The organism is Rhizobium sp. YS-1r (assembly GCF_000757525.1).
Taxonomy (GTDB): Bacteria; Pseudomonadota; Alphaproteobacteria; order Rhizobiales; family Rhizobiaceae; genus Neorhizobium; species Neorhizobium petrolearium.
Genome location: NZ_JPYQ01000013.1, coordinates 78231 through 97620 on the forward strand (window position 1 = coordinate 78231; position 19390 = coordinate 97620).

At 61.7% G+C, this 19390-nt stretch carries 16 protein-coding genes; 5 read left to right on the plus strand and 11 right to left on the minus strand.

The annotated features are described in order from the left end of the window. Positions 1 to 21: 21 nt before the first annotated feature. The 3 genes from JL39_RS12385 (at position 22) to JL39_RS12395 (ending at position 2558) form a co-directional block, all read left to right on the plus strand. Positions 22 to 909: a YicC/YloC family endoribonuclease gene (locus JL39_RS12385; protein ID WP_037150530.1), complete on the plus strand. Its 888-nt coding sequence runs from the start codon at positions 22 to 24 to the stop codon at positions 907 to 909. A gap of 3 nt (positions 910 to 912) precedes the next feature. After that, positions 913 to 1593, plus strand: coding sequence for a guanylate kinase (gene gmk, locus JL39_RS12390; protein WP_037150532.1), 681 nt, complete (start codon positions 913 to 915; stop codon positions 1591 to 1593). An 83-nt stretch (positions 1594 to 1676) separates the two neighbouring features. Continuing rightward, the gene (locus tag JL39_RS12395) at positions 1677 to 2558 is read left to right on the plus strand and encodes a DMT family transporter (protein WP_037150535.1); all 882 of its coding nucleotides are present in this window, start codon (positions 1677 to 1679) and stop codon (positions 2556 to 2558) included. 93 nt (positions 2559 to 2651) lie between these two features. Here JL39_RS12395 and JL39_RS12400 read toward each other — a convergent pair whose 3' ends face one another. The 8 genes from JL39_RS12400 to JL39_RS12435 all read right to left on the minus strand — a co-directional run bounded on the left by JL39_RS12400 (position 2652) and on the right by JL39_RS12435 (position 11851). Further along, positions 2652 to 3272 (minus strand): YdeI/OmpD-associated family protein, encoded by a 621-nt coding sequence (locus JL39_RS12400; RefSeq protein ID WP_037150537.1) that lies wholly within the window; start codon positions 3270 to 3272, stop codon positions 2652 to 2654. A gap of 160 nt (positions 3273 to 3432) precedes the next feature. Then, positions 3433 to 4266: a 16S rRNA (adenine(1518)-N(6)/adenine(1519)-N(6))-dimethyltransferase RsmA gene (gene rsmA, locus JL39_RS12405; RefSeq protein WP_037150541.1), complete on the minus strand. Its 834-nt coding sequence runs from the start codon at positions 4264 to 4266 to the stop codon at positions 3433 to 3435. Then, on the minus strand, positions 4266 to 5291 hold the full coding sequence (pdxA, locus tag JL39_RS12410) for a 4-hydroxythreonine-4-phosphate dehydrogenase PdxA (RefSeq protein WP_037150544.1): 1026 nt from the start codon (positions 5289 to 5291) through the stop codon (positions 4266 to 4268). Before pdxA ends, rsmA begins: the two co-directional genes overlap by 1 nt. Before the next feature lie 14 nt (positions 5292 to 5305). After that, a complete protein-coding gene (locus JL39_RS12415; protein WP_152601115.1) occupies positions 5306 to 6247 on the minus strand; it encodes a SurA N-terminal domain-containing protein in 942 nt (313 codons plus the stop codon). 144 nt (positions 6248 to 6391) lie between these two features. Then, on the minus strand, positions 6392 to 8728 hold the full coding sequence (locus tag JL39_RS12420; RefSeq protein WP_037150546.1) for an LPS-assembly protein LptD: 2337 nt from the start codon (positions 8726 to 8728) through the stop codon (positions 6392 to 6394). Beyond that, the gene (lptG, locus tag JL39_RS12425) at positions 8728 to 9816 is read right to left on the minus strand and encodes an LPS export ABC transporter permease LptG (protein ID WP_037150549.1); all 1089 of its coding nucleotides are present in this window, start codon (positions 9814 to 9816) and stop codon (positions 8728 to 8730) included. The genes JL39_RS12420 and lptG overlap by 1 nt, the downstream gene beginning before the upstream one ends. Next, positions 9813 to 10985, minus strand: coding sequence for an LPS export ABC transporter permease LptF (gene lptF / locus JL39_RS12430; protein WP_037150552.1), 1173 nt, complete (start codon positions 10983 to 10985; stop codon positions 9813 to 9815). Before lptF ends, lptG begins: the two co-directional genes overlap by 4 nt. Positions 10986 to 11095: 110 nt before the next feature. Further along, a complete protein-coding gene (locus JL39_RS12435; RefSeq protein ID WP_037150906.1) occupies positions 11096 to 11851 on the minus strand; it encodes a phosphatase PAP2 family protein in 756 nt (251 codons plus the stop codon). 269 nt (positions 11852 to 12120) lie between these two features. Here JL39_RS12435 and JL39_RS12440 point away from each other — a divergent pair, with 269 nt between their 5' ends. Both JL39_RS12440 and JL39_RS12445 read left to right on the plus strand, forming a co-directional pair. Further along, positions 12121 to 13611, plus strand: a complete 1491-nt coding sequence (locus JL39_RS12440; protein ID WP_037150554.1) for a leucyl aminopeptidase — start codon at positions 12121 to 12123, stop codon at positions 13609 to 13611. Further along, positions 13611 to 14060 carry a DNA polymerase III subunit chi gene (locus JL39_RS12445; protein WP_037150556.1) on the plus strand — a complete coding sequence of 150 codons (450 nt, stop codon included), beginning with the start codon at positions 13611 to 13613 and terminating at the stop codon, positions 14058 to 14060. The genes JL39_RS12440 and JL39_RS12445 overlap by 1 nt, the downstream gene beginning before the upstream one ends. 37 nt (positions 14061 to 14097) lie before the next feature. On the opposite strand, the gene JL39_RS12450 is transcribed toward JL39_RS12445, so the two are convergent. The 3 genes from JL39_RS12450 to JL39_RS12460 form a co-directional block, all read right to left on the minus strand. Next, a complete protein-coding gene (locus JL39_RS12450; protein WP_037150558.1) occupies positions 14098 to 16140 on the minus strand; it encodes a prolyl oligopeptidase family serine peptidase in 2043 nt (680 codons plus the stop codon). A gap of 106 nt (positions 16141 to 16246) precedes the next feature. Then, on the minus strand, positions 16247 to 18130 hold the full coding sequence (locus JL39_RS12455; protein WP_037150913.1) for an ABC-F family ATP-binding cassette domain-containing protein: 1884 nt from the start codon (positions 18128 to 18130) through the stop codon (positions 16247 to 16249). A gap of 76 nt (positions 18131 to 18206) precedes the next feature. Then, on the minus strand, positions 18207 to 19235 hold the full coding sequence (locus JL39_RS12460) for a GGDEF domain-containing protein (RefSeq protein WP_161784757.1): 1029 nt from the start codon (positions 19233 to 19235) through the stop codon (positions 18207 to 18209). Between the last annotated feature and the right edge of the window lie 155 nt (positions 19236 to 19390).

Consider the following 19390-nt stretch of genomic DNA (forward strand, 5'->3'; position numbering starts at 1 on the left):
AAGCATTATCTGGAGACGTCAATGACCTTGCAGTCCATGACTGGTTTTGCTCGCAGCGAAGGATCGAGCGGGCGCAACCGCTTTGCATGGGAACTGCGCTCCGTGAATGGCAAAGGCCTGGATATCCGGCTCCGCCTGCCGCCGGGCCTCGAACGGCTGGAGCCGGAGGTGCGCCGGCTGATCTCGGAAAAATTCTCCCGCGGCAATCTGCAGGCGTCCCTCAACCTGACCATCGCCGAAACCCAACTGGAGGCGGTGCTGAACCGCGATGCATTGGCGGCAGTGCTGGCATTGCGCGAGGAACTCGGTGATCTCATCGATCCGTCGCCCTTGAAACTTGATACGCTGCTCGGCATCCGCGGGCTAGTCGACATCAGGGAGCCGGAAGAGGGTGAGGAGGCACTTGCTGCCCGTGACGCCGCGATCCTCGCCGGCCTCGACGAGGCGATCGGTCGTCTTGCCCGAATGCGCGGGGGGGAAGGGGCGGTCCTCGCCGACGTGCTGAAGGGACATGTCGCCCGGATTGCGGAACTGACCAGGGCCGTGGAGGCCGATCCCTCCCGCACGCCGGAAGAGATTGCCAAGCGGCTTTCCATGCAGCTTTCGGCACTTCTGCAGGAGGCGCCGACGCTCGACCGCGACCGGCTGCATGCGGAAGCGGCTCTTCTCGCCACCAAGGCGGATCTGCGTGAGGAAATTGACCGGCTGAAGGCGCATGTCGCGGCCGCCGGCGAACTCATCGACAAGGGCGGGCCGGTGGGGCGCAGGCTCGATTTTCTTGCACAGGAATTTAACCGGGAATCGAATACGATCTGTTCCAAATCGAATTCTGCTGCTGTAACCGCAGCCGGTATCGAGTTGAAAGTCGTCATCGACCAGTTCCGTGAACAGGTCCAGAATCTGGAGTAGGCCATGAGCCCGGCACCGTCGTCCAAGGGCAAGCCGTCCTCGCCCGTGAAGATCGCCCGGCGCGGGCTGATGCTCGTCCTTTCGTCGCCCTCCGGCGCCGGCAAGTCGACGATTGCCCGCAACCTGCTCGAATCCGACTCGACTCTCGGCATTTCCGTCAGCGTCACGACGCGCCAGCGCCGCCCGAGCGAGATCGCCGGCAAGCACTATCACTTTATCAGCACCCGGGAGTTCGAGCGGCTGAGGGATTCCGATGCGCTGCTCGAATGGGCCGAGGTGCACGGCAATTTCTATGGCACGCCGCGCGAGCCGGTCGAGGCCGCCATGGCGGAAGGCCGCGACATGCTGTTCGACATCGATTGGCAGGGAGCACGCCAGCTCCAGGAGAAGATGAAGGCGGATGTCGTATCGATTTTCGTGCTGCCGCCGACCATGACGGAGCTGCAGTCGCGCCTGCACCGCCGCGCCGAAGACACCGAGGAGGTGATCCGCACGCGGCTCCTGAATTCGCGCGCCGAGATTGAGCATTGGCGGGAGTACGATTACGTCATCGTCAATGACGACCTCGACAATGCCTTCCACGCGGTGAGCAACATCATCGGTGCCGAACGCATCCGCCGCGACCGCCGCCATGGCCTGTTCGACTTCGTGCAGGGGCTTTTAATGGAAGAGCCGGAGTTATGAGATTGTCGCCGCCAGAGCTTGCAGGGTCTTGATTGAGGGCTGGCTGCCGCCGCCCATGATGCGCGCCTGAAAGAAGATCATACGTGGAAAATAGTCCTTCAACCATGAAGGCGGCCTCATGGATGATGGCCTCCATCACACTACTTCTGCTCATGGCCGTTTCGGGTCGTGCCATAACGCGCGAAGTCGATGTTTTCCAGGTCATGGAGATGCGCTCCATCATCGCCTTTTTCATGCTGTTGCCGCTCGTCTATCGCGAAGGTGGCTTCAGGGCCATGCGAACCAGCATTCTGCCAAGTCATATTGGCCGCAACGTTGCCCATTACATCGGCCAATTCGCGTGGCTGATGGGGCTGACATTGATCCCGATGGCGCAAGTCATTGCCATTGAGTTTACCGCGCCGATCTGGGCGGCTTTGATGGCTGCAGCGTTCCTTGGTGAGAAGGTGACCTGGCGCAAGGGCGTCGCTATTCTGTTTGGGCTGGGTGGCGTCGTATTGATCGTGCGACCGGGTGCTGCACCGCTCAACCCAGGCCATCTGATCGTGCTGGGAGCAGCCTTTGTATTCGCCATATCCTTTATTGCCACCAAGATCCTGACGCTCTCGGACAGCCCAACGAAGATCATCTTCTGGATGCTCATCATTCAATCAGTCGTCGGATTTATCCCGGCACTGGAAGTCTGGGTATGGCCATCCGCAGCAGTCTGGCCGTGGATCTTTCTGATCGCGTTTTCAGGTACGTTCGCGCATTTTTGCATGGCCAAAGCATTGACCCACGCTGAAGCGACGGTGGCGATGCCGATGGATTATCTGCGTGTGCCGTTGTCGGCGCTATTGGGCTATCTGTTGTATGCCGAGGCGATCGACGGCCTTACCGCAATCGGTGCCGGATTGATTCTCGCCGGCAACCTTTTCAACCTGCGCAGACCGAACGCAAACCGGATACAGGCCACGCCGACCTGAAGCACATCGCCCGCCTGTATCCCCCGGAGGCAGGAGGCTGGCCGGCGGATTGACCGGCCGCGCGGCTTGCTTGCCGCCATTGGAAATCCCGGCTCACCGCTCCATCGCACCCTTTCCTGCAAGGATGTGATTGCGGAATTTGGCAATGCGCGAAGTTCGCGTTTCGGACTTCTTCACCGAGCTGAGATTGATCGCATAGCTTTTCTGCCGCCCCGACGTCAGGTTGTGAAAGGCCTCTGCAAGTTCGGGATCGGAATCCAGAGCCTCGACCAGTTCGTCGGGCAGTTCGATATCGCCTTGCTCCTTTGGCGGTTTGATGCCCGCCTCCGCATAGCCCATCGCCTCGTTCAGATAGGAGAGGATGACCGGCTCCAGCTTTGCCACTTGTGCGTTGTCGACAAAGCGGATCATGTCGGGGTGCCGGGTGTTCGGCCCCTGTTTTTCAAGCACGCCTTCGGGGTCTCTCATCAGCGCTGCGTTAAAGAAACTGAGGCGAAAATCGCCGCGGAAGGCACCGAAGATCACGATATTGCGACCTTCATGCATGTAACACGGATGCCCCCATTTCACCGTCTCGACGAGGCCTGACCCGAGACAGATCCGGCGAAGTTCATTCAGTCCATGGGCCCATTGCCGCGTCGAGCAATCCGGTGTCGCAAAGCGTTCGCAGCGTCCGCATCCCTTCGTAAAGAAGTCTTCGATTTCAGTGATCATTTCCCTTGCCCAATATCCCTTCGTAACTTTGGCCGCTTCAAGCATCTCAAGCCGATGCGTTAGCCTGCTGGCCGGAAGCGGAATACCGGCGAACTCCGTGACACGCCGAAGCCATCCGCCGCTGGCGGGTGGCTTGGCGGTAAGCTACGAAGTCGTGGCCTCAGAGGCAATTCGCCAGCCGCACGAACTCTTCCACGGATAATGTTTCCGCCCGTCTCGACGGGTCGATGCCCGCCTTGACGAGCAGGGACTCGCCGCCGAGCGGTTTAAGGCTCTGGCGCAGCATTTTCCGCCGCTGGCCGAAGGCGGCTTGCGTCACCCGTTCCAGCTTGCCCACGTCGCAGGGCAGAGGATTCTGCCTTGGCGTCAGATGTACGACGGTCGATGTCACCTTCGGTGGCGGGCTAAATGCCTGCGGCGGCACGTCGAAGACCATGCGCGCCTCCGTCCGCCAGCCGGCGAGCACGCCGAGGCGACCGTAGTGGTCGTCGTCCTCGTCGGCGACGATCCTGAGCCCCACTTCCCTCTGGAACATCAGCGTCAGACTTTCCCAGAAGGGCGGCCATAGCCCGTTTTCCGGAAGCAGCCAGTTGAGGAGAAGCTGTGTGCCGACATTGTAGGGCAGGTTGGCGATGATCTTCACCGGCCCTTCGGGCGCGAGCGCCGCGAAATCGGTCTTCAGCGCGTCGCCTTCGATGACCTCCAGCCGGCCGGGATGGTGGTCGCCGATCTCGGCGAGTGCCGGCAGACAGCGGCTGTCACGCTCGATCGCGATGACCTTCTTCGCGCCGAGCGACAGGATCGCGCGGGTCAGCCCGCCGGGGCCGGGGCCGACCTCGAAGACGGTGACGCCGTCGAGCGGTCCGGCGCTGCGGGCGATCTTCTGGGTGAGGTTGAGGTCGAACAGAAAATTCTGGCCGAGCGCCTTCCTGGCGTCGAGCCCGTAACGCTGGATGACGTCACGCAGCGGCGGCAGGCCATCGAGTGTAGCCATCAGGCGGAGGCTTTCGAAGCGAGATCACCGGCGAGCTTGAGCGCCTCGACAAGGCTGGTCTCGCGGGCAATGCCCTGGCCGGCAATGCCGAAGGCGGTGCCGTGATCCGGTGAGGTGCGGATGAAGGGCAGTCCGAGCGTCACGTTGACGGACGTGTCGAAGCCGAGCGCCTTGGCCGGGATGAGCGCCTGGTCGTGATACATGCAGATCGCCACGTCGTAACGGGCGCGCGCCTCGTCGTGGAACATGGTGTCGGCCGGCAGCGGCCCGAAGACGTGGATGCCCTCGGCGCGCAGCTTGAAGACCGCCGGATGGATGACCTCCTGGTCCTCGCGCCCGATCGCTCCGTCCTCGCCCGCATGCGGGTTGAGCCCCGCGACGGCAAGCCGCGGCCTCTCTATGCCGAAGCGTGTCCTGAGATCGTGATCGGCGATCCGGCAGGTCTCTTCGATCAGCGTCTGGGTGAGCACCGTCGGCACGTCCTTGATCGGGATGTGGATCGTGACTGGAATGGCCCTGAGCTTCGGCCCGGCCAGCATCATCACCGGCATCGTTTTTTTACCGGTCGCTTTTTCGGCAAGATCGGCCAGGAACTCCGTGTGTCCCGGGAAACCGAACCCTGCCTGATAGAGGATCGACTTGGCGATCGGATTGGTGACGGTGCCGGCAGCCTTGCCTTCGAAGCAGAGGGATACCGCCTTTTCGATCGCGTCGATCGTGCCTTTTGCAGTCGCCACATGCGGTTCGCCGGCTGCAACCTCCGCGCCGGCCGGGATGGGCAGGACGGGGAGCGCATCCTGAAAGATGGAGATGGCTCTCTCGGTATCCGCTTCCCGGATCGGCACGTCGAGGCCAAGCAGCGCGGCGCGCGATTTCAGGACCGCCGGATCGCCGAGGAAAAGGAATGGCGGCAGGCTGTGCCGTTCGCGCGAAACCCAGGCGGCAAGCGTGATGTCGGGGCCGATGCCGGCAGGATCGCCCTGGGTCAGCGCCAAAGGGCGGTCGAGCGGACGATCAAGCGGCATGGGCACTCCGGTTGTCAGCGGTATTCGATCTGCGCCTTGCCGCGCAGTTCGTCGAGATACTTCTTGTCGTTGGGGTTCTGCCCTTCCTTCTGCGCCTTGGTGAGGTCTTCGGCTCTGAAGACCACTTCAGCCGCGAAGTCGTCGGAAACCTGGCGCTGGTTGCAGATGGCGAGGAACTCGACACCGCGCTCGGTGACGCGAGTGGCCGTGGTTCCGCCGGAAGCCTTCTCGACCAGCGGCTTCCATTCCGCCGGAAGTTCGGGGGCGAGGATGCGGCCGAGATCGCGAACGGAAACGTCCAGCATCGTTGCTGCGAACTGCTTGGACTGTTCACAGCCCGGGAACTTGGAGCGGGAGGCGTTGGCTTCCTTCTGGCGTTTGCCGAGGATGGCATTGCGCTTGGCCGGCGGCACGACGAAGATGATCTGCTTCAGGAAATATTCCGTCGTCACCGGCTTTTCCTTGTTCTCCATCATGCGTGTGACGAGTTCCTGGCTCGACATGCGGCCGCGGCCGCTGCCATAGCGGGCGTTGACAAGGCGCGGCCAGCTCATCTGCACGGCGATGTAGTTCTTGAAATGCTCCACCCCGACGCCGGCCCGATCAAGGATCTGGCCCATCTGTTGCGCGTTCATCTTGTTGCTGGCGGCGAAGCGCTCGAAGGCCTTGTCGACGTCGTCGGTGCTGACCGACATTCTCATCCGGGCGACCTCCTGGCGCTTCAGGATTTCCTCGACCATCGCCTCCCGGGCCGTCTTGGTGTCGGCCTTCTGGCGCTGCAGCCGAAGGAAGGCTGCGCGGCGAGCGACATCGGTGCTGGTGATCGGCGTTCTATTGACGACCGCTGCAATCTCGCTGGCGGCCTGGGCCTGTTGGACGACCGGCTGAACGACGACGGAGGCGGCCAGTACGGCCACGGCCAGCGCCAGCCTGCGCGTTGCGGTCATTGCAAACATGATACCAATTCCTTTCCCGCCCCGGTCGGCACTCTGCCCGACCGGCCTCGTTCTCATACTATATTTGCGCCCGCTTGCACAATTCTTGCGGCGAAACAATGACGCCGATCAGTCCGGACCCGGGGTTTTCGTATTCACGACGGGTTACTGGTACTGGTAATCCTGGTCGTAATCGGCAGTGTTCGAGCCGATATTGATGTCGCCAAGCGTGCGGAAGCTGAGGCGGGCGCTGACGGTCCAGTCGTTGGCCGCCGTGTCCGACGGCTTGTCCGTATAGGCGAGCGTGAAGATCGTGCACTCGTCCGCATAGCTGACGCCTATCCCGCGCTTGATGATCTCCTTGTCGGCGAGATCCCAGGTCGCCGTGCCGGCGATCGCCCAATTCTCGTTGATGCGGAATCTCATCGACTGCTTGAGCACGTCGTTCGCTTCGTCGGAACCGTATTCCGGCTGCGGATCGACCTGCGTGTAGACGAGCGTCCCCTGCAGGCGAGGCATTGTGTAGCTGAGCGAAGCATCGGTGCGTTTGACTGCGAAGGTCTTCTCGTCGAACCGGGTGTTGACGCCGATCGTGAAGCCCTGCGGCAGGTCGACGGCTGCCATGGCAACATAGTCGGAAACGTCGGTCTCCAGACCGGAATTGGCGCCCGCGTGCACGAGGTCCTCGGTGGCAAAGGAATTCTGTCCGCCGAGATGATAGGATTGACCGAAAATGCTTCTCACGCCGATGCCGTTCGCAAACAACCCGGTGTAACGAATGCCGACATTGGCGCGCGTGCCGCCTTCGATCCGATCGAAGCCGGAGAACTTGTCGCGTTCGAAGAGGGTGGTCGCGTCGAAGACGAAGCTCTGGGCATCCTCATTCGGCAGGCCGCCGGCCATCTGTTCGTCGGGGCGCACGAAAATCTGCGCGATCGGTTCGATGATATGGCTGCTCTCGCCGTAGGTCATCAGGATCGGATAGCGGGCTTCGAGGCCGGCAGTGACCATGTAACGGCCATCGCTACCTTCCGACTCGAGGTCGCCGAGATAGATGCCGCCCGGAACGTTCGATGCGGTGTGGCGCAGTCCGTCTGCCCGCGCGGCCAGGATCGGCGTCAGCAGGAGGCCGTTGAACGTGTTGAAGGTGCGCTTCCATTCGGTCTCGACGGTGAAGCGGCTGTAGCTGCCTTCGAGGCCCGGAAAGCGGTCGGTCGTGCCTTCGGTATACCAATCGTCTTCGCGGCGTGACAGATTGGTGAGGTTGGCGGTGATGGAGAACTCGCCGCCCAGGATCGGTTCCGGAGCGTAATAGCTGTAGTCGAGCGACGGGTAGACGATCGCCTGCTGTTGTTCGACCGTACTGAGCGATGCGTCGTCCTGCACGTCGAAGTAATAGGCGTGCAGGTCGAAATAGTTCCGGGTACCGAGTCCCGTCAGGTAGACGTCGTTGGTGAACGTGTCGGCCTTGACACCCGTAAGATCATAGGTACGCGAAAAATTGTTGTCGCTCTGGACCATGACATCCCAGCCGAAGGTCCAGCGGGGATTGATCTGGAACTCGCCTTTCGAGGCGGCCATGAAACGGTTTTCCGCCTGTGCGTCGCTGCTGCCGAGGTCGAAGGCGTCCGGATTCTGCTGATGGATTCCGGCGAAGCGGAAAGTATGGTCGCCGCTCTCGAACTTGTTGCGGATCTCACCCTGGAGCAGCAAGCCCTGGTTGGAATAGTAGGTCGGGCTGAGTGTGGCGTCCATGCTCGGCGAAAAGACGTGATAGTAAGGCACCGTCACGCCGAAGCCGAGATTGTCGCTCGCGGAAAACTGCGGGAAGAGGAGGCCGGACTTGCGCTCGACCGTTTCGTCCGGCACCTCGATGGCGAAGGGCAACCTGCCGATCGGCAAACCAAAAAGTTCGAACTGTGCGTTCTCGAGGCGAATCGTGTGGGTCTGGCCGTTGCGGACGACCCGTTCGGCCTTGACCTGCCAGAGCGGCGCCTTGCCGGGCGTCCGGGTACAGGGAAGGCACGCGGTATAGACCGAATTGTTCAAGACCATCAGGTCGCCGGGCTGGCGTTCGGCGCTTTCGGCCGCAAGACGGGTATTGTCGGTCGTCTCGACGCGGAGCGCATTGATGAAGCCTTCGCCGAAATCGTCCGTCACATCGAGCGCGTCCGCATAGACGCGGTTTCCGCCGGGCTCGACCAGCTCGATATTGCCGGTCGCCATGACGCGGCCGGTCTTCTGGTCGTACTGAACGCGCTGCGCCACCATGCGGTAACGGTTGTAATACATCTGCACGCCACCGGAGGCGGTGACCTGCTGGGCATCCTGATTGTAGATGAGTTCATTGGCACGCAGGAGAAGCTTGGCGTCATCCGCGGGCGCAGGAACCAGACTCTGTGCATGCACAGTCGTTGCCGATACGCCGAGAACGCATAAAGACACACCTGTCAGCAGGGCGGCGGCGAGCCGTCTTATGTTTTTGCGGTCACTTGCCGCCACTAGCCATCCTCCTGGTGAAGCAGAATAGTCATCCCCAACGCCGTCGCGACGATGACTGGAACCCAGACTGCCACGAAGGGAGGAATCGCCCCGCTGCTCCCAAATGCCTTCACAAGCACGGTTACGACATAAAGCACGAAGCCGGAAACTATTCCACCCAGAATCATGGAGCGGGACTGGGCGAACCGGCTGAATTTTAATGAGACTGTTGCAGCAATGAGGGTCATCGCCATGAGCAGGATCGGCATGGAGAGCAGGGAGTGATACTGCGTCTCGAGCGCCTTGGTGGATATGCCGAAGGATTTGCTCACCTCGATTTTTCTGGAAAGATCAAAGAACGCAACGGTTTCCGGCTGCGCCAGGCTCTCCTGGATATATTCCTGCCTCAAGTTGGTGCGAACCTGTGCAGTCTCGCGACGGGCGGGGATTTCTCCAGGCCGGTTTTCCAGAACGTCGTTAAGAAGCCAGTAACCATTTTCCAATTTTGCGGTCTTGGCGTCCTGCCGCATGATGACGCGGCCATCCTTGTCGAAGTGGAACACGACGACGTCGATGAGGAACGTTCCTTCCTCCTGATAGCTCTTGGCGCCGATGATCGTATCCTCGTCGCCGCTGATCTGGCGGATCCACGGAACGAATTTTGAGGCACGGGAACGGTTGCTCGCTTCGCGCCAGCTCGCCTCCATCGAGATCGATTCGCGCTGGCCCCAGGCGGCGAGCGGATTGATGATGAGAAGCGTGGCAAGGCCGATCAGGAAGGCGCCGGCGATGAAGGGCGCTATGAACTGCCAGACCGAGATGCCGGCAGCCCGGGTCACCACCAGTTCGTAGCGCCGGTTGAGCGCGATCAGCACTGTCATGCCGATGAAGAGGCTGAGTGTCGGGATGGTCTGCTGCAGGATGAGCGGCACGCGCATCGCGGTCATCAGGAGGCCGCTATAGACCGTATAGCCTACGAAGCCGGACATGCGGCGGCTCGTTTCGCTGAAATCCGCAAGGAAGATGATGGCGCTGACGCCGAGCAGGAACCAGAGCGCAGTCGCGATATAGCGGCGGAAGAAATACCGCCCCAGCGTCGAGAAGATCATGCCGCGCCTCCATCCGGGGTGCGGGAAGCGAAGCGGCGTTGCAGGTTGCCCGTGAGGTGCGAGATGCCACGGGCGAGGATGCCGGGAATCGCAAATTGTCGGTTGGTGGCCAGCATGTAGATGGCGATCAGGGAACTGATCAGCGGAACCATATAGGGAAGGGGAGCATAAAGCGGATGACGCTCCACGAAATTGGTTGCGGAGAAACCCAGCCACCGGATGAAGAAGGCAAGGAAGAGCGCATGGACCATCGGATGCACCCGCGCCTGGCGGTGCGAGCGCGTGCTGCCCGCGGCGACCAGCGACAGAAGCGCGAAGGTGATCGGGTATAGCCAATCCGAGAGGCGGCGATGCAGCTCTCCACGGAAGGAAGCGGGCGATTTCTGGTAGAGCGGGTCGTTCGGATCCGGATTGAGCAGGAAGGCAAGGCTGCGATCGGCGGAATATTGCGGCAGTCCGCCTTCCGACTTCGCCATGGCCGAAAGATCGAAGGCATAGGAGACGAATTTGATGATCGAAACGCGCCCGTCGGCGGATTTGCGATGCACTTCGCCGTCGCGCATGGTGAGCGTCGTGCCGTTTTCGTCGATCGATCCTTCACGGGCATAGTAGATAAGGTCGAAGTTCGGGTCGCGATAGTCCACCACGAACAGGCCCTTGAGAACACGGCCGGAATGGCGCTCCGAAATCTGGACGTAAAGCCCGTCCTCGATGCTGCGGAAGGTCTTTTCCTCGATCACCGACGAAAGCAGGTCGGCGTAAGCCGCAGCGACCATCTGGCGGGCTGCCACACGCGAGGGCGGCTCGACGAAGTTCGTCACCAGGAAGGAGAACAGGCTGAGCACGATTCCGAGCATCAGCACCGGCCGGTAGATGATGTCGCGAGAGGCTCCTGCCGCATCTATGACCGGCAGTTCCGAATCGTTGTTCATTGCCGTCAGCGTCTGGGTGATGCCGATGACGAGCGCGAAAGGCACGACGACGGGAATGATGGTCGGCAGGATATAGGTGGCAAGCGTCGCGAACGAGCCCATCGACTGGCCGGTGTCGGTGACCAGATTGATGCGTCCGAGCACCTGGATGGTCCAGATGATGGTGAGCACGGGAACGAGCGTCACCAGGAACATCTGGAAAATCCGGCGCAGTATGTAGCGTTCGAGAAGCTTCATCGAGGCCTAGACATGTTACGTTGCACCACCCGGGTGATGACCTCGTCACACCACTGATGGCAGCCGCGCCTATCTAAGCGATCCAGAGCGGGTTTGCGACAGGGGTGGTGTCACAAATTTGTTTGAAGCTCTCGTTTTCTTTCGCGTTGTGACATTTCGAAACACGCTGCCACGCAGGCATAGATGACCAGCGAGGACAGCCAGCCGAGCGTGACATCCGAGAAATAATGGCCGCCGAAGGCGACGCGGAGCGCCGGCGAGATCAGTGAGATGGTGATGAGCGGCGGTCCTAGAATCGGGCGCAACGGCTTCGGTATCAGCACGACCAGGCAGGCCAGCCATCCGGCGCCGGCGGCCTCGCCGGAAACGAAGGAACAGTTGTTGGCGCAGGCACCCTGGAAGTCTCCGGCCGGCATGAAGACGTGCCTGCCGCCGAAGAAATCGGTTTGATAGGGGCGCGGCCGGTCTGATATCTCCTTCAGGATCATGTTGACCACCACGAGCGGGCCAAGCAGGAAGCCGGTCAGGGCGATCGAGTAATCGCGTGTCTTGCGTCTGCAATATGTGGTGCCATGGTGCTGAAGATTGGCGAGCAGGCGATAGAGCAGATAGATCGCAACGAGCGCAGGCAGGTAAAAGAATATGCGCCGGATGACGATGAAGACGGCCTGCGTACCGTAGGGAAAGCTGCCGCAGATCTGGCCTTGGATGTCCAAGCCGCCGCAAACGGATTTGATGAAGAAGGCGTGCGCGACCCAGATATCGATCTGTGGAAACAGATAGAAGATTGCCAGCAGCGACCACCAAGCCCCGAAGAGCACGATAAACCAGCCTGAAGGTCTCGAAAGGAACTGTCTGACGGTCATGGCTAGAATTTCTTGAACAGCTGGTTGTGCCGAATTGTTGATTTCCGATAAGGGCCCCCGCGCGGAACTTAGTACAACATTGATCGGAATGAAATCGGGTGATTCTATTTCTTCGTTTCGCATGCGAATGTGAAAGGTTTTTGATGCTCGCATACGAATCGCCATGAAACGTTCTCGCGCCTGTGAAGGCGGAAGCGGATCGCCACCTTGCGTTCGCGCTGAAACGGTGATGATCTCGGCTCCTTCTTCGAGAGTCTTCTGGAGCCGCAATGTCCGTGAAATTCGATATCTCCTTCGCCAAGTCCGCCAAGATCGACGGTGGACTTGCCATCCAGCTCAAACTTGCCGGCGATGGACCGGCGGCAGGTGCTGCCGACGTCGATCCGGCCGGCATCGTCGCAAGGGCGGCGGAGATTGGAAAATTCTCCGGCAAGGCGATGACGACACTAGACATCATCGCGCCGCAGGGCTCGCCGGCCGACCGGCTCGTCGTGCTGGGCCTCGGCAAGGCGGATGCCTTGACGGCTTATGACTGGCTGAAGGCGGGTGGCGTTGCCGTCGCCGCGGTCAAATCGATGTCCAAGGTGACCATTTTTGCGGATGCCCCCGGTTTGCAGGTCGGCGGCGAACAGGTGGCAGGCCTTGCGCTCGGCATGCTGCTGCGCAGCTACAGTTTCGATGCTTTCAAGACGAAGAAGCAAGATGACGAAGACAAGGCGCCGAAGACGGTGAAGGTAACGATCGTCACCGGCGAGCATGCGGCCGCCAAGAAGGCCTTCGCCGAATCGGAAGCGATCGCCGGCGGGGTCACCCTGGCGCGCGAACTCGTCAATCTGCCGCCGAACGCGCTCGGCCCGGTCGAATTCGCCGACAGGGCCAGGGATCTGGAGAAGCTCGGCGTCGATGTGGAGATCCTGACCGAGAAGGAGATGAAGAAGCTCGGCATGGGCGCGCTGCTCGGCGTCGCCCAGGGCTCGGCACGGCCTCCGCGGCTTGCGATCATGCAATGGAAGGGCGGCAAGATGAAGGACGCGCCGGTCGCCTTTGTCGGCAAGGGCGTCGTCTTCGATACCGGCGGTATTTCCATCAAACCCGGCGCCGGCATGGAGGACATGAAGGGCGACATGGGCGGCGCGGCTGCCGTGATCGGCCTCATGCACACGCTCGCCGCACGCAAGGCGAAGGTCAACGCGGTCGGCATTCTCGGTCTCGTTGAGAACATGCCGGACGGCAATGCACAGCGCCCGGGCGACATCGTCACCACGATGTCCGGCCAGACGATCGAGATCATCAATACGGATGCAGAGGGCCGTCTCGTGCTTGCCGATGCGCTCTGGTACTGCAACGACCGCTTCAAGCCGCGCTTCATGATCAATCTTGCGACGCTGACGGGCGCGATCGTCGTGGCGCTCGGCAACCTGCATGCCGGGCTCTTCTCGAACGATGACGCGCTGGCGGGCCAGCTCAGCGCTGTCGGCGAAGTGACGGGCGAAAAGCTGTGGCGCATGCCGCTCGGCAAGGATTACGACAAGCTGATCGATTCGAAGTTCGCCGACATGAAAAACACGGGCGGCCGCCAGGCCGGGTCGATCACCGCGGCGCAGCTCCTGAAGCGCTTCGTCGGCGAGACCCCCTGGGCGCATCTCGATATCGCCGGCACGGCGATGAAGTCGCCGGCAAACGAGATCAACCAGTCCTGGGGCTCGGGTTACGGCGTGCGCCTTCTGGACGAACTGGTGCGGGCGCACTACGAAGGCTGATGACTGAAATCCTGTTTTACCATCTGACCGAGTCCAAGCTCGAGGACGCTCTTCCGGCGCTGCTCGAAAAGAGTGTCGAGAGAGGCTGGAAGGTGGTTGTGCAGACGAGCGGAGAGGCGCGGCGGGATTTTCTCGACGCGCATCTCTGGACCTTTCGCGAGGACAGCTTTCTGCCGCATGGCACGGATACGGCGCCGATGGCCGAGGCCCAGCCGGTGCTTTTGACCGCCGAAGCGGAAAACGGCAATGGCGCCAACGTGCGTTTCCTGGTCGACGGCGCCGAGCCGCCGTTGGTCGAAACCTATCAACGGATCGTCTTCATGTTCGACGGCTACGACGCCGCGCAACTCGAAAATGCCCGCGCCCAATGGAAGAAGCTGAAGGGCGAGGGGCATACGCTCACCTACTGGCAGCAGTCGGAGGAAGGGCGCTGGGTCAAGAAGGCTTGATACGGTCCGTGCTCACGTCGCGCGGTCGCCGTTCCGGTCAGCCGCTCATGATCGTCTGGCGCAGAAAGCTGTAGCCCATCGCCAGGCGGGCGGCTTGCTCCGAGGAATCGCCGGCGCCGCCATGTCCGCCGGAACCATATTCATGGAACAGCGGTGTATGTCCCGCCTCGATCAGCCGCCTGGCGAAGCGGCGGGCGTGGGAGGGATGGACCCGGTCGTCATTGGATGAGCTTTCGATATAGACCGGTGGATAGCTGATCTCGGCGGTCGGCTTCACCTGGTGCAGCGGCGAATAGCCGAGCATGTATTCAAGATCGGCTTCGACGTCGGGATTGCCGTACTCGTCCATCCAGGCTTTGCCGGCGGGGAAGACGTGGAAGCGCGACATGTCGATTACGGGCACGCGGGTCCAGACAGCGCCGAAATCCTCTGGGTATCGCGTCAGCATAACGGCCGTCAGCAGGCCGCCATTGCTGCCGCCGGTGCAAGCGATGCGCGACGGTTTGGTGTAGCCCCGCCTGACGAGATCTCGGGCGACCGCCACGAAATCCTCGAATGCCTTGTGACGACCGCGGCCCTTGGCGACGTGGTGCCAGTCAGGCCCGAGTTCTCCGCCGCCGCGTATATAGGCCTGCACATAGGCGCCGCCATGTTCCAGCCATAGGCCGTTATTGCCCGAATAGTAGGGCGCGAGGGGCGAGGCAAAGCCGCCATAGCCATACATCAGCACGGGCAGTTCGCCCTTGGTCCAGGTCTTGGGGAAAGCGATGTGATAGGGCACTTTCGTCCCGTCTTCCGACGTGGCTTCCAGGAGTTCGGTGCGCATGCCTTCGGCATCGAAATAGGCCGGCGCTGTGCCGGTCGGAACGAGTTCCGGCTTTCGGCTTCGCCCGGTCAGGTCCAGGCGGTAGGTGCTGTAGGGCAGGAGAAAACCCTGGCCGATGACGGTCAGCACTTCTTCACCAAGCGTCAGGTCCGCATCGAGCAACCGGAAGTTCACGGTCTGCAATTCGGGCGGCAGCGGCAACTCCTCCGGTTCGGCATCCGCCTTGGTCAGATCGAACAGGTAAAACTTCGGGACCATCCGGTCGCTGACGATGAAGAGGGCCCATGTCTTGAGTAGCGCCATCTGGGCGATCGATTGCCCGTCTCTCGGCGTGAACAGCACGCGCGGTTCCCCGAGCAAATTGTCCGAGAACGGCGCAATGCCCTGCAGGATAAGGCTGCCGGTCGGGAAACGCTCGTCCGTCTTGACGCGCCAGAGGATATGGCTGTGATTGATCGAGTAGTCGATCTCGGTCGGCAGGTCGAGGCGGCGGATCTCGCCCTTGCCGTCACGCAGATGCACGCTCACCTTGCCGATCTCGTGGCCAATGAAGAAGACTTCTATTGGCCGCTCGCCCGGCTTGCCGCGCCAAAAGAGGGGATCGATGGAGAAGGCCGACCCGTAGACGTCGTCTTTGCCGGCCTCGAAATAGACAGGTGCATCCTGGGGCTTCTGCCCACGCCTCAACCGGCGACCGACCCGCGGCCAACCCGAGCGGGTGGCGGAGTTCTCGTCAACCGAACCGAAATAGGCGATCTCGTCGCGGCTCAGCCAGCTTGCATGGGCGCGCGCGGCGGGCGTATCGAAGCCGCCTTCGACAATCGCCCTGGCCGCCGTGTCGAATTCGATGAGCCGCAAAAGATCGGAGCCACCGTCCGAGAGAATGAGCAGCACCAGCGTTGGTTCGAACGGACAGGTGATCGCGCCGTAATAGATCCAGCGTTTGACCTCCTGCCTGCAGAAGGTATCGAGGTCGAAGACCGTTTCCCAGTCAGCGTCTGAACGCGGCTCCTGATCCGCCGGGAGCCGACGCCAGATGCCGAGCGGATTGTCTTTGGTGCGATGATAGTCGAAGAGCCAATTGCCGCGTCGGCTGGGCACGATCAGCCGGTCCTCGCGTTCGAACATCGCCTTGACGATGTCGCGGTCCTTCTCGAATTCCGGTGTCTGCAACTGCTCGTCGGAAGCCTTGTTCAGCTCCGCCACAAAGGCAAGTGTCTTCGGATCGTCATCGGTTTCAAGGAAAAGGTCCATGGCGGGTCTCCAGTCAGGAAGCCATACGTATGGTCCAGAAGCGCGATGGGCAACCGCTGCGATCGTCATTCCGGGTTGAGCGGTGCAGGTTTTGATGAGGCGGCGCTCAGCCCACCATCGCATCTTCGTATTCGGAAGAAAGCATCAGCCATTCTTCTTCTGCAGCCGAGAGCTTTGACGCCGCTTCGCCGCGCTCCTTGGCCTTCTGCGCAGCCTCGGCGGGAGCCTTGTCGTAGAGCGCCGGATCTGCAAGCTCTTTATCAAGAGCCTGAATCTGCTTCTCCAGCTTCGCGGTCAAGGCCTCGATTTCATTGATCTTTTTCTTGAGTGGCGCGAGCGAGGCGCGCTTTTCGGCATTCGCCTTGCGCTGATCCGATTTCGAGGCGGGCTCATCGGCAGCCTGCGGCTTGTCGTCCTTCCTGCGGCCGGCCGAGACGATCAGGTCGCGATATTCCTCAAGGTCGCCCTCGAAAGGTTTCACCGTGCCCTCATTGACGAGCCATAGCCGGTCGACGGTCGCTTCGATCAGGTGTCGGTCGTGCGAAATGAGGATCACGGCGCCGTCATAGTCGTTAAGCGCCTCGATCAGCGCCCGGCGGCTGTCGATATCGAGGTGGTTGGTCGGTTCGTCGAGGATCAGCAGGTTCGGCGCGTGGAAGGCGGCAAGCCCCATCAGCAGGCGCGCCTTCTCGCCGCCGGACAGGTCTTTCGCCGCGGTCGCCATCTTTTCGGTCGCAAGCCCCATCTGGGCGACGCGGGCGCGTACCTGCGCTTCTCCCGCCTGCGGCATCAGCCGGCGAACATGATCGACGGGCGTCTCGTTGGGGATCAGGTCGTCGAGCTGATGCTGGGCGAAGAAGCCGATCTTCAGGCCAGGAGCCAGCTTCATCTCGCCTCCGTCTGCCTGAAGGCGGCCGGAGATGAGTTTCGCGAAGGTCGACTTGCCGTTGCCGTTCGAGCCGAGCAGCGCGATGCGGTCGTCATTGTCGATCCTGAGCGTGATGTTCTTCAGGATCGGCTTGCCGGGAACATAGCCGACCGCGCCCTTGCTGATCGCGACGATCGGCGAAGCGGGCTGTTTCTCCGGCTCGGGAAAGGTGATCGGCTGGACGTGATCTTCGATGACAGCCGAGACCGTGCCCATCCGCTCCAGCGCCTTGATCCGGCTCTGCGCCTGACGGGCCTTGGAGGCCTTGTAGCGGAAGCGGTCGATATAGCTCTGGATATGTTTCCGCGCCGCGTCGCTCTTGGCCTTCGCCTTCATCTGCAACTCGTCGGCTTCCGCCTTCTGCCGTTCGAACTGGTCGTAGCCGCCGCGGTAGAAAGTGAGCTTCTTCTGGTCGAGATGGACGATGGAGTTGACGGCGTTGTTCAAAAGGTCGCGATCGTGGCTGATGATGATGACCGTATGCGGGTAACGCCGCACATAGTCCTCCAGCCACATGGTGCCTTCGAGGTCGAGATAGTTGGTCGGTTCGTCGAGCAGCAGCAGGTCCGGTTCGGCGAAAAGCACCGCCGCGAGCGCCACGCGCATGCGCCATCCGCCTGAGAACGAAGAGGCGGGACGGTGCTGGGCCTCATGGTCGAAGCCGAGGCCGGAGAGGATGCTCGCCGCGCGCGCTTCCGCCGAATGGGCGTCGATATCGACAAGCCGCATCTGGATCTCGGCGATGCGATGCGGGTCGGTTGCGGTCTCTGCCTCCTGCAGAAGGGCGGTGCGCTCCTTGTCGGCGGAAAGCACGATCGAGATCAGCGACTCCTCGGTGCCGGGCGCTTCCTGCGCCACCTGGCCGATGCGGGCGTTCTTCGGGATGCTCACAGATCCGCTTTCGGCCGCGAGATCACCGGTGATCACCCGGAAGAGCGTCGATTTGCCCGCGCCGTTGCGGCCCACGAGCCCGGCCTTCGCGCCCGCCGGAAGCGTTACGCTGGCATGATCGAGGAGAAGGCGCCCGGCCACGCGGGCGGAGAGTTCGGTGATCGTAATCATGGCCGGCGTTTTGGCCGAAACCGGCCGCGAAGGCAAGACGGGTGCAGGCACCCGCCGCTCCGATTTCGACGCGAAGCTAACGTCTGGCCTGGTCGGGGACGAAAACGGCCGGCCGGCCGTTGGCCTTCGCTGTCTGCAGAGCAGCCGTGGCGTGCAGGCGCAATTGTTGCGGCGAGAACGCGTCCTGCGCCAGGGCAACGCCGATTGAAAGCTCGAGCGTGGCCGCTGTTCGGTCGGAGGCGGCAAAGACCAGGTTGTCGGCGATCGTGGTCATCAGACGCTCGGCGATCGGTTGCACGCTGTCGCGGCTCACGTCGCGGAGCAGGAAGGCGAAATCGCCGCTGCCGATGCGCGCGACGAAATCGTTCTTCTTGATCGCCCTGCGGAAGGTCGTGGCAGCCTTTCTGACAATCCGGCCGGCCGCTGCTTCGCCATAGGTCCGGCTGATGTCCGGAAGATCGGGGATCGTGATCAGGAAGAGTGCCATGCCGTGGTCGTCGGCCGGGGAAGCATAGAGAGCCTCGAGACGTTCGGCGAATGCGGCATGGTTCGGCAGCGAGGTCAGCCGGTCCGTCAGCGTGATGGCGCGGGCGGCTGCAGCTTTCTGGCTGGCGCCGGCAAGGCGGTCTATGCCTGCCTTGAGCGCGGCCTCCAGTTCCGTTTCGGCCACCACCGCATCCGACAGGGAGACGCTCAGGTATTCGATTTCGGCAAGAATATCTCCTGGGCCTGCATCGCTGTCTTCGCGAAGGCTGCGGGCGACGGCTTCGAGGACACGTGTGAAGCCTTGCTTCTGCGTCACGCCGCTCGCCATCTTTTCCTTCAGATCCCGAAGAAGCCTGATTTCCTGATCGCGGGAGGTGGATGGCGCAAGCGCGATGAAGCCCGGCAACTGGTATCTGAGGCCGATCTCATCAAGCAGCGCTTGGGACGGCGAGGAGGGGAGCGACAGCAATTCGCGGGAAAGCGTCGCATCGGCGCCGGAAAGCGCTTCGTGGAAAAGCTCGTAATTGCGCGGCAGACCGCCGACATCCAGCTTCGCCATGCGGCTTACCACCGCCTGCAGGCTTCCGTCCCTCGCTGCCTTGCTGACTTCACCCGCCATATCTCGCTCCCGCGCTCGATCGGATTTATTCGATATCCGCGAAAACTCATGCGTGATCTCCATTTAATATCTCCTGAAAACGGCGCCGCGGCTCGATGACAGGGTTAAAAGAGAGTGGACGGCGCGGCCGGTATGGTTGCCGCGTGATGGGATCC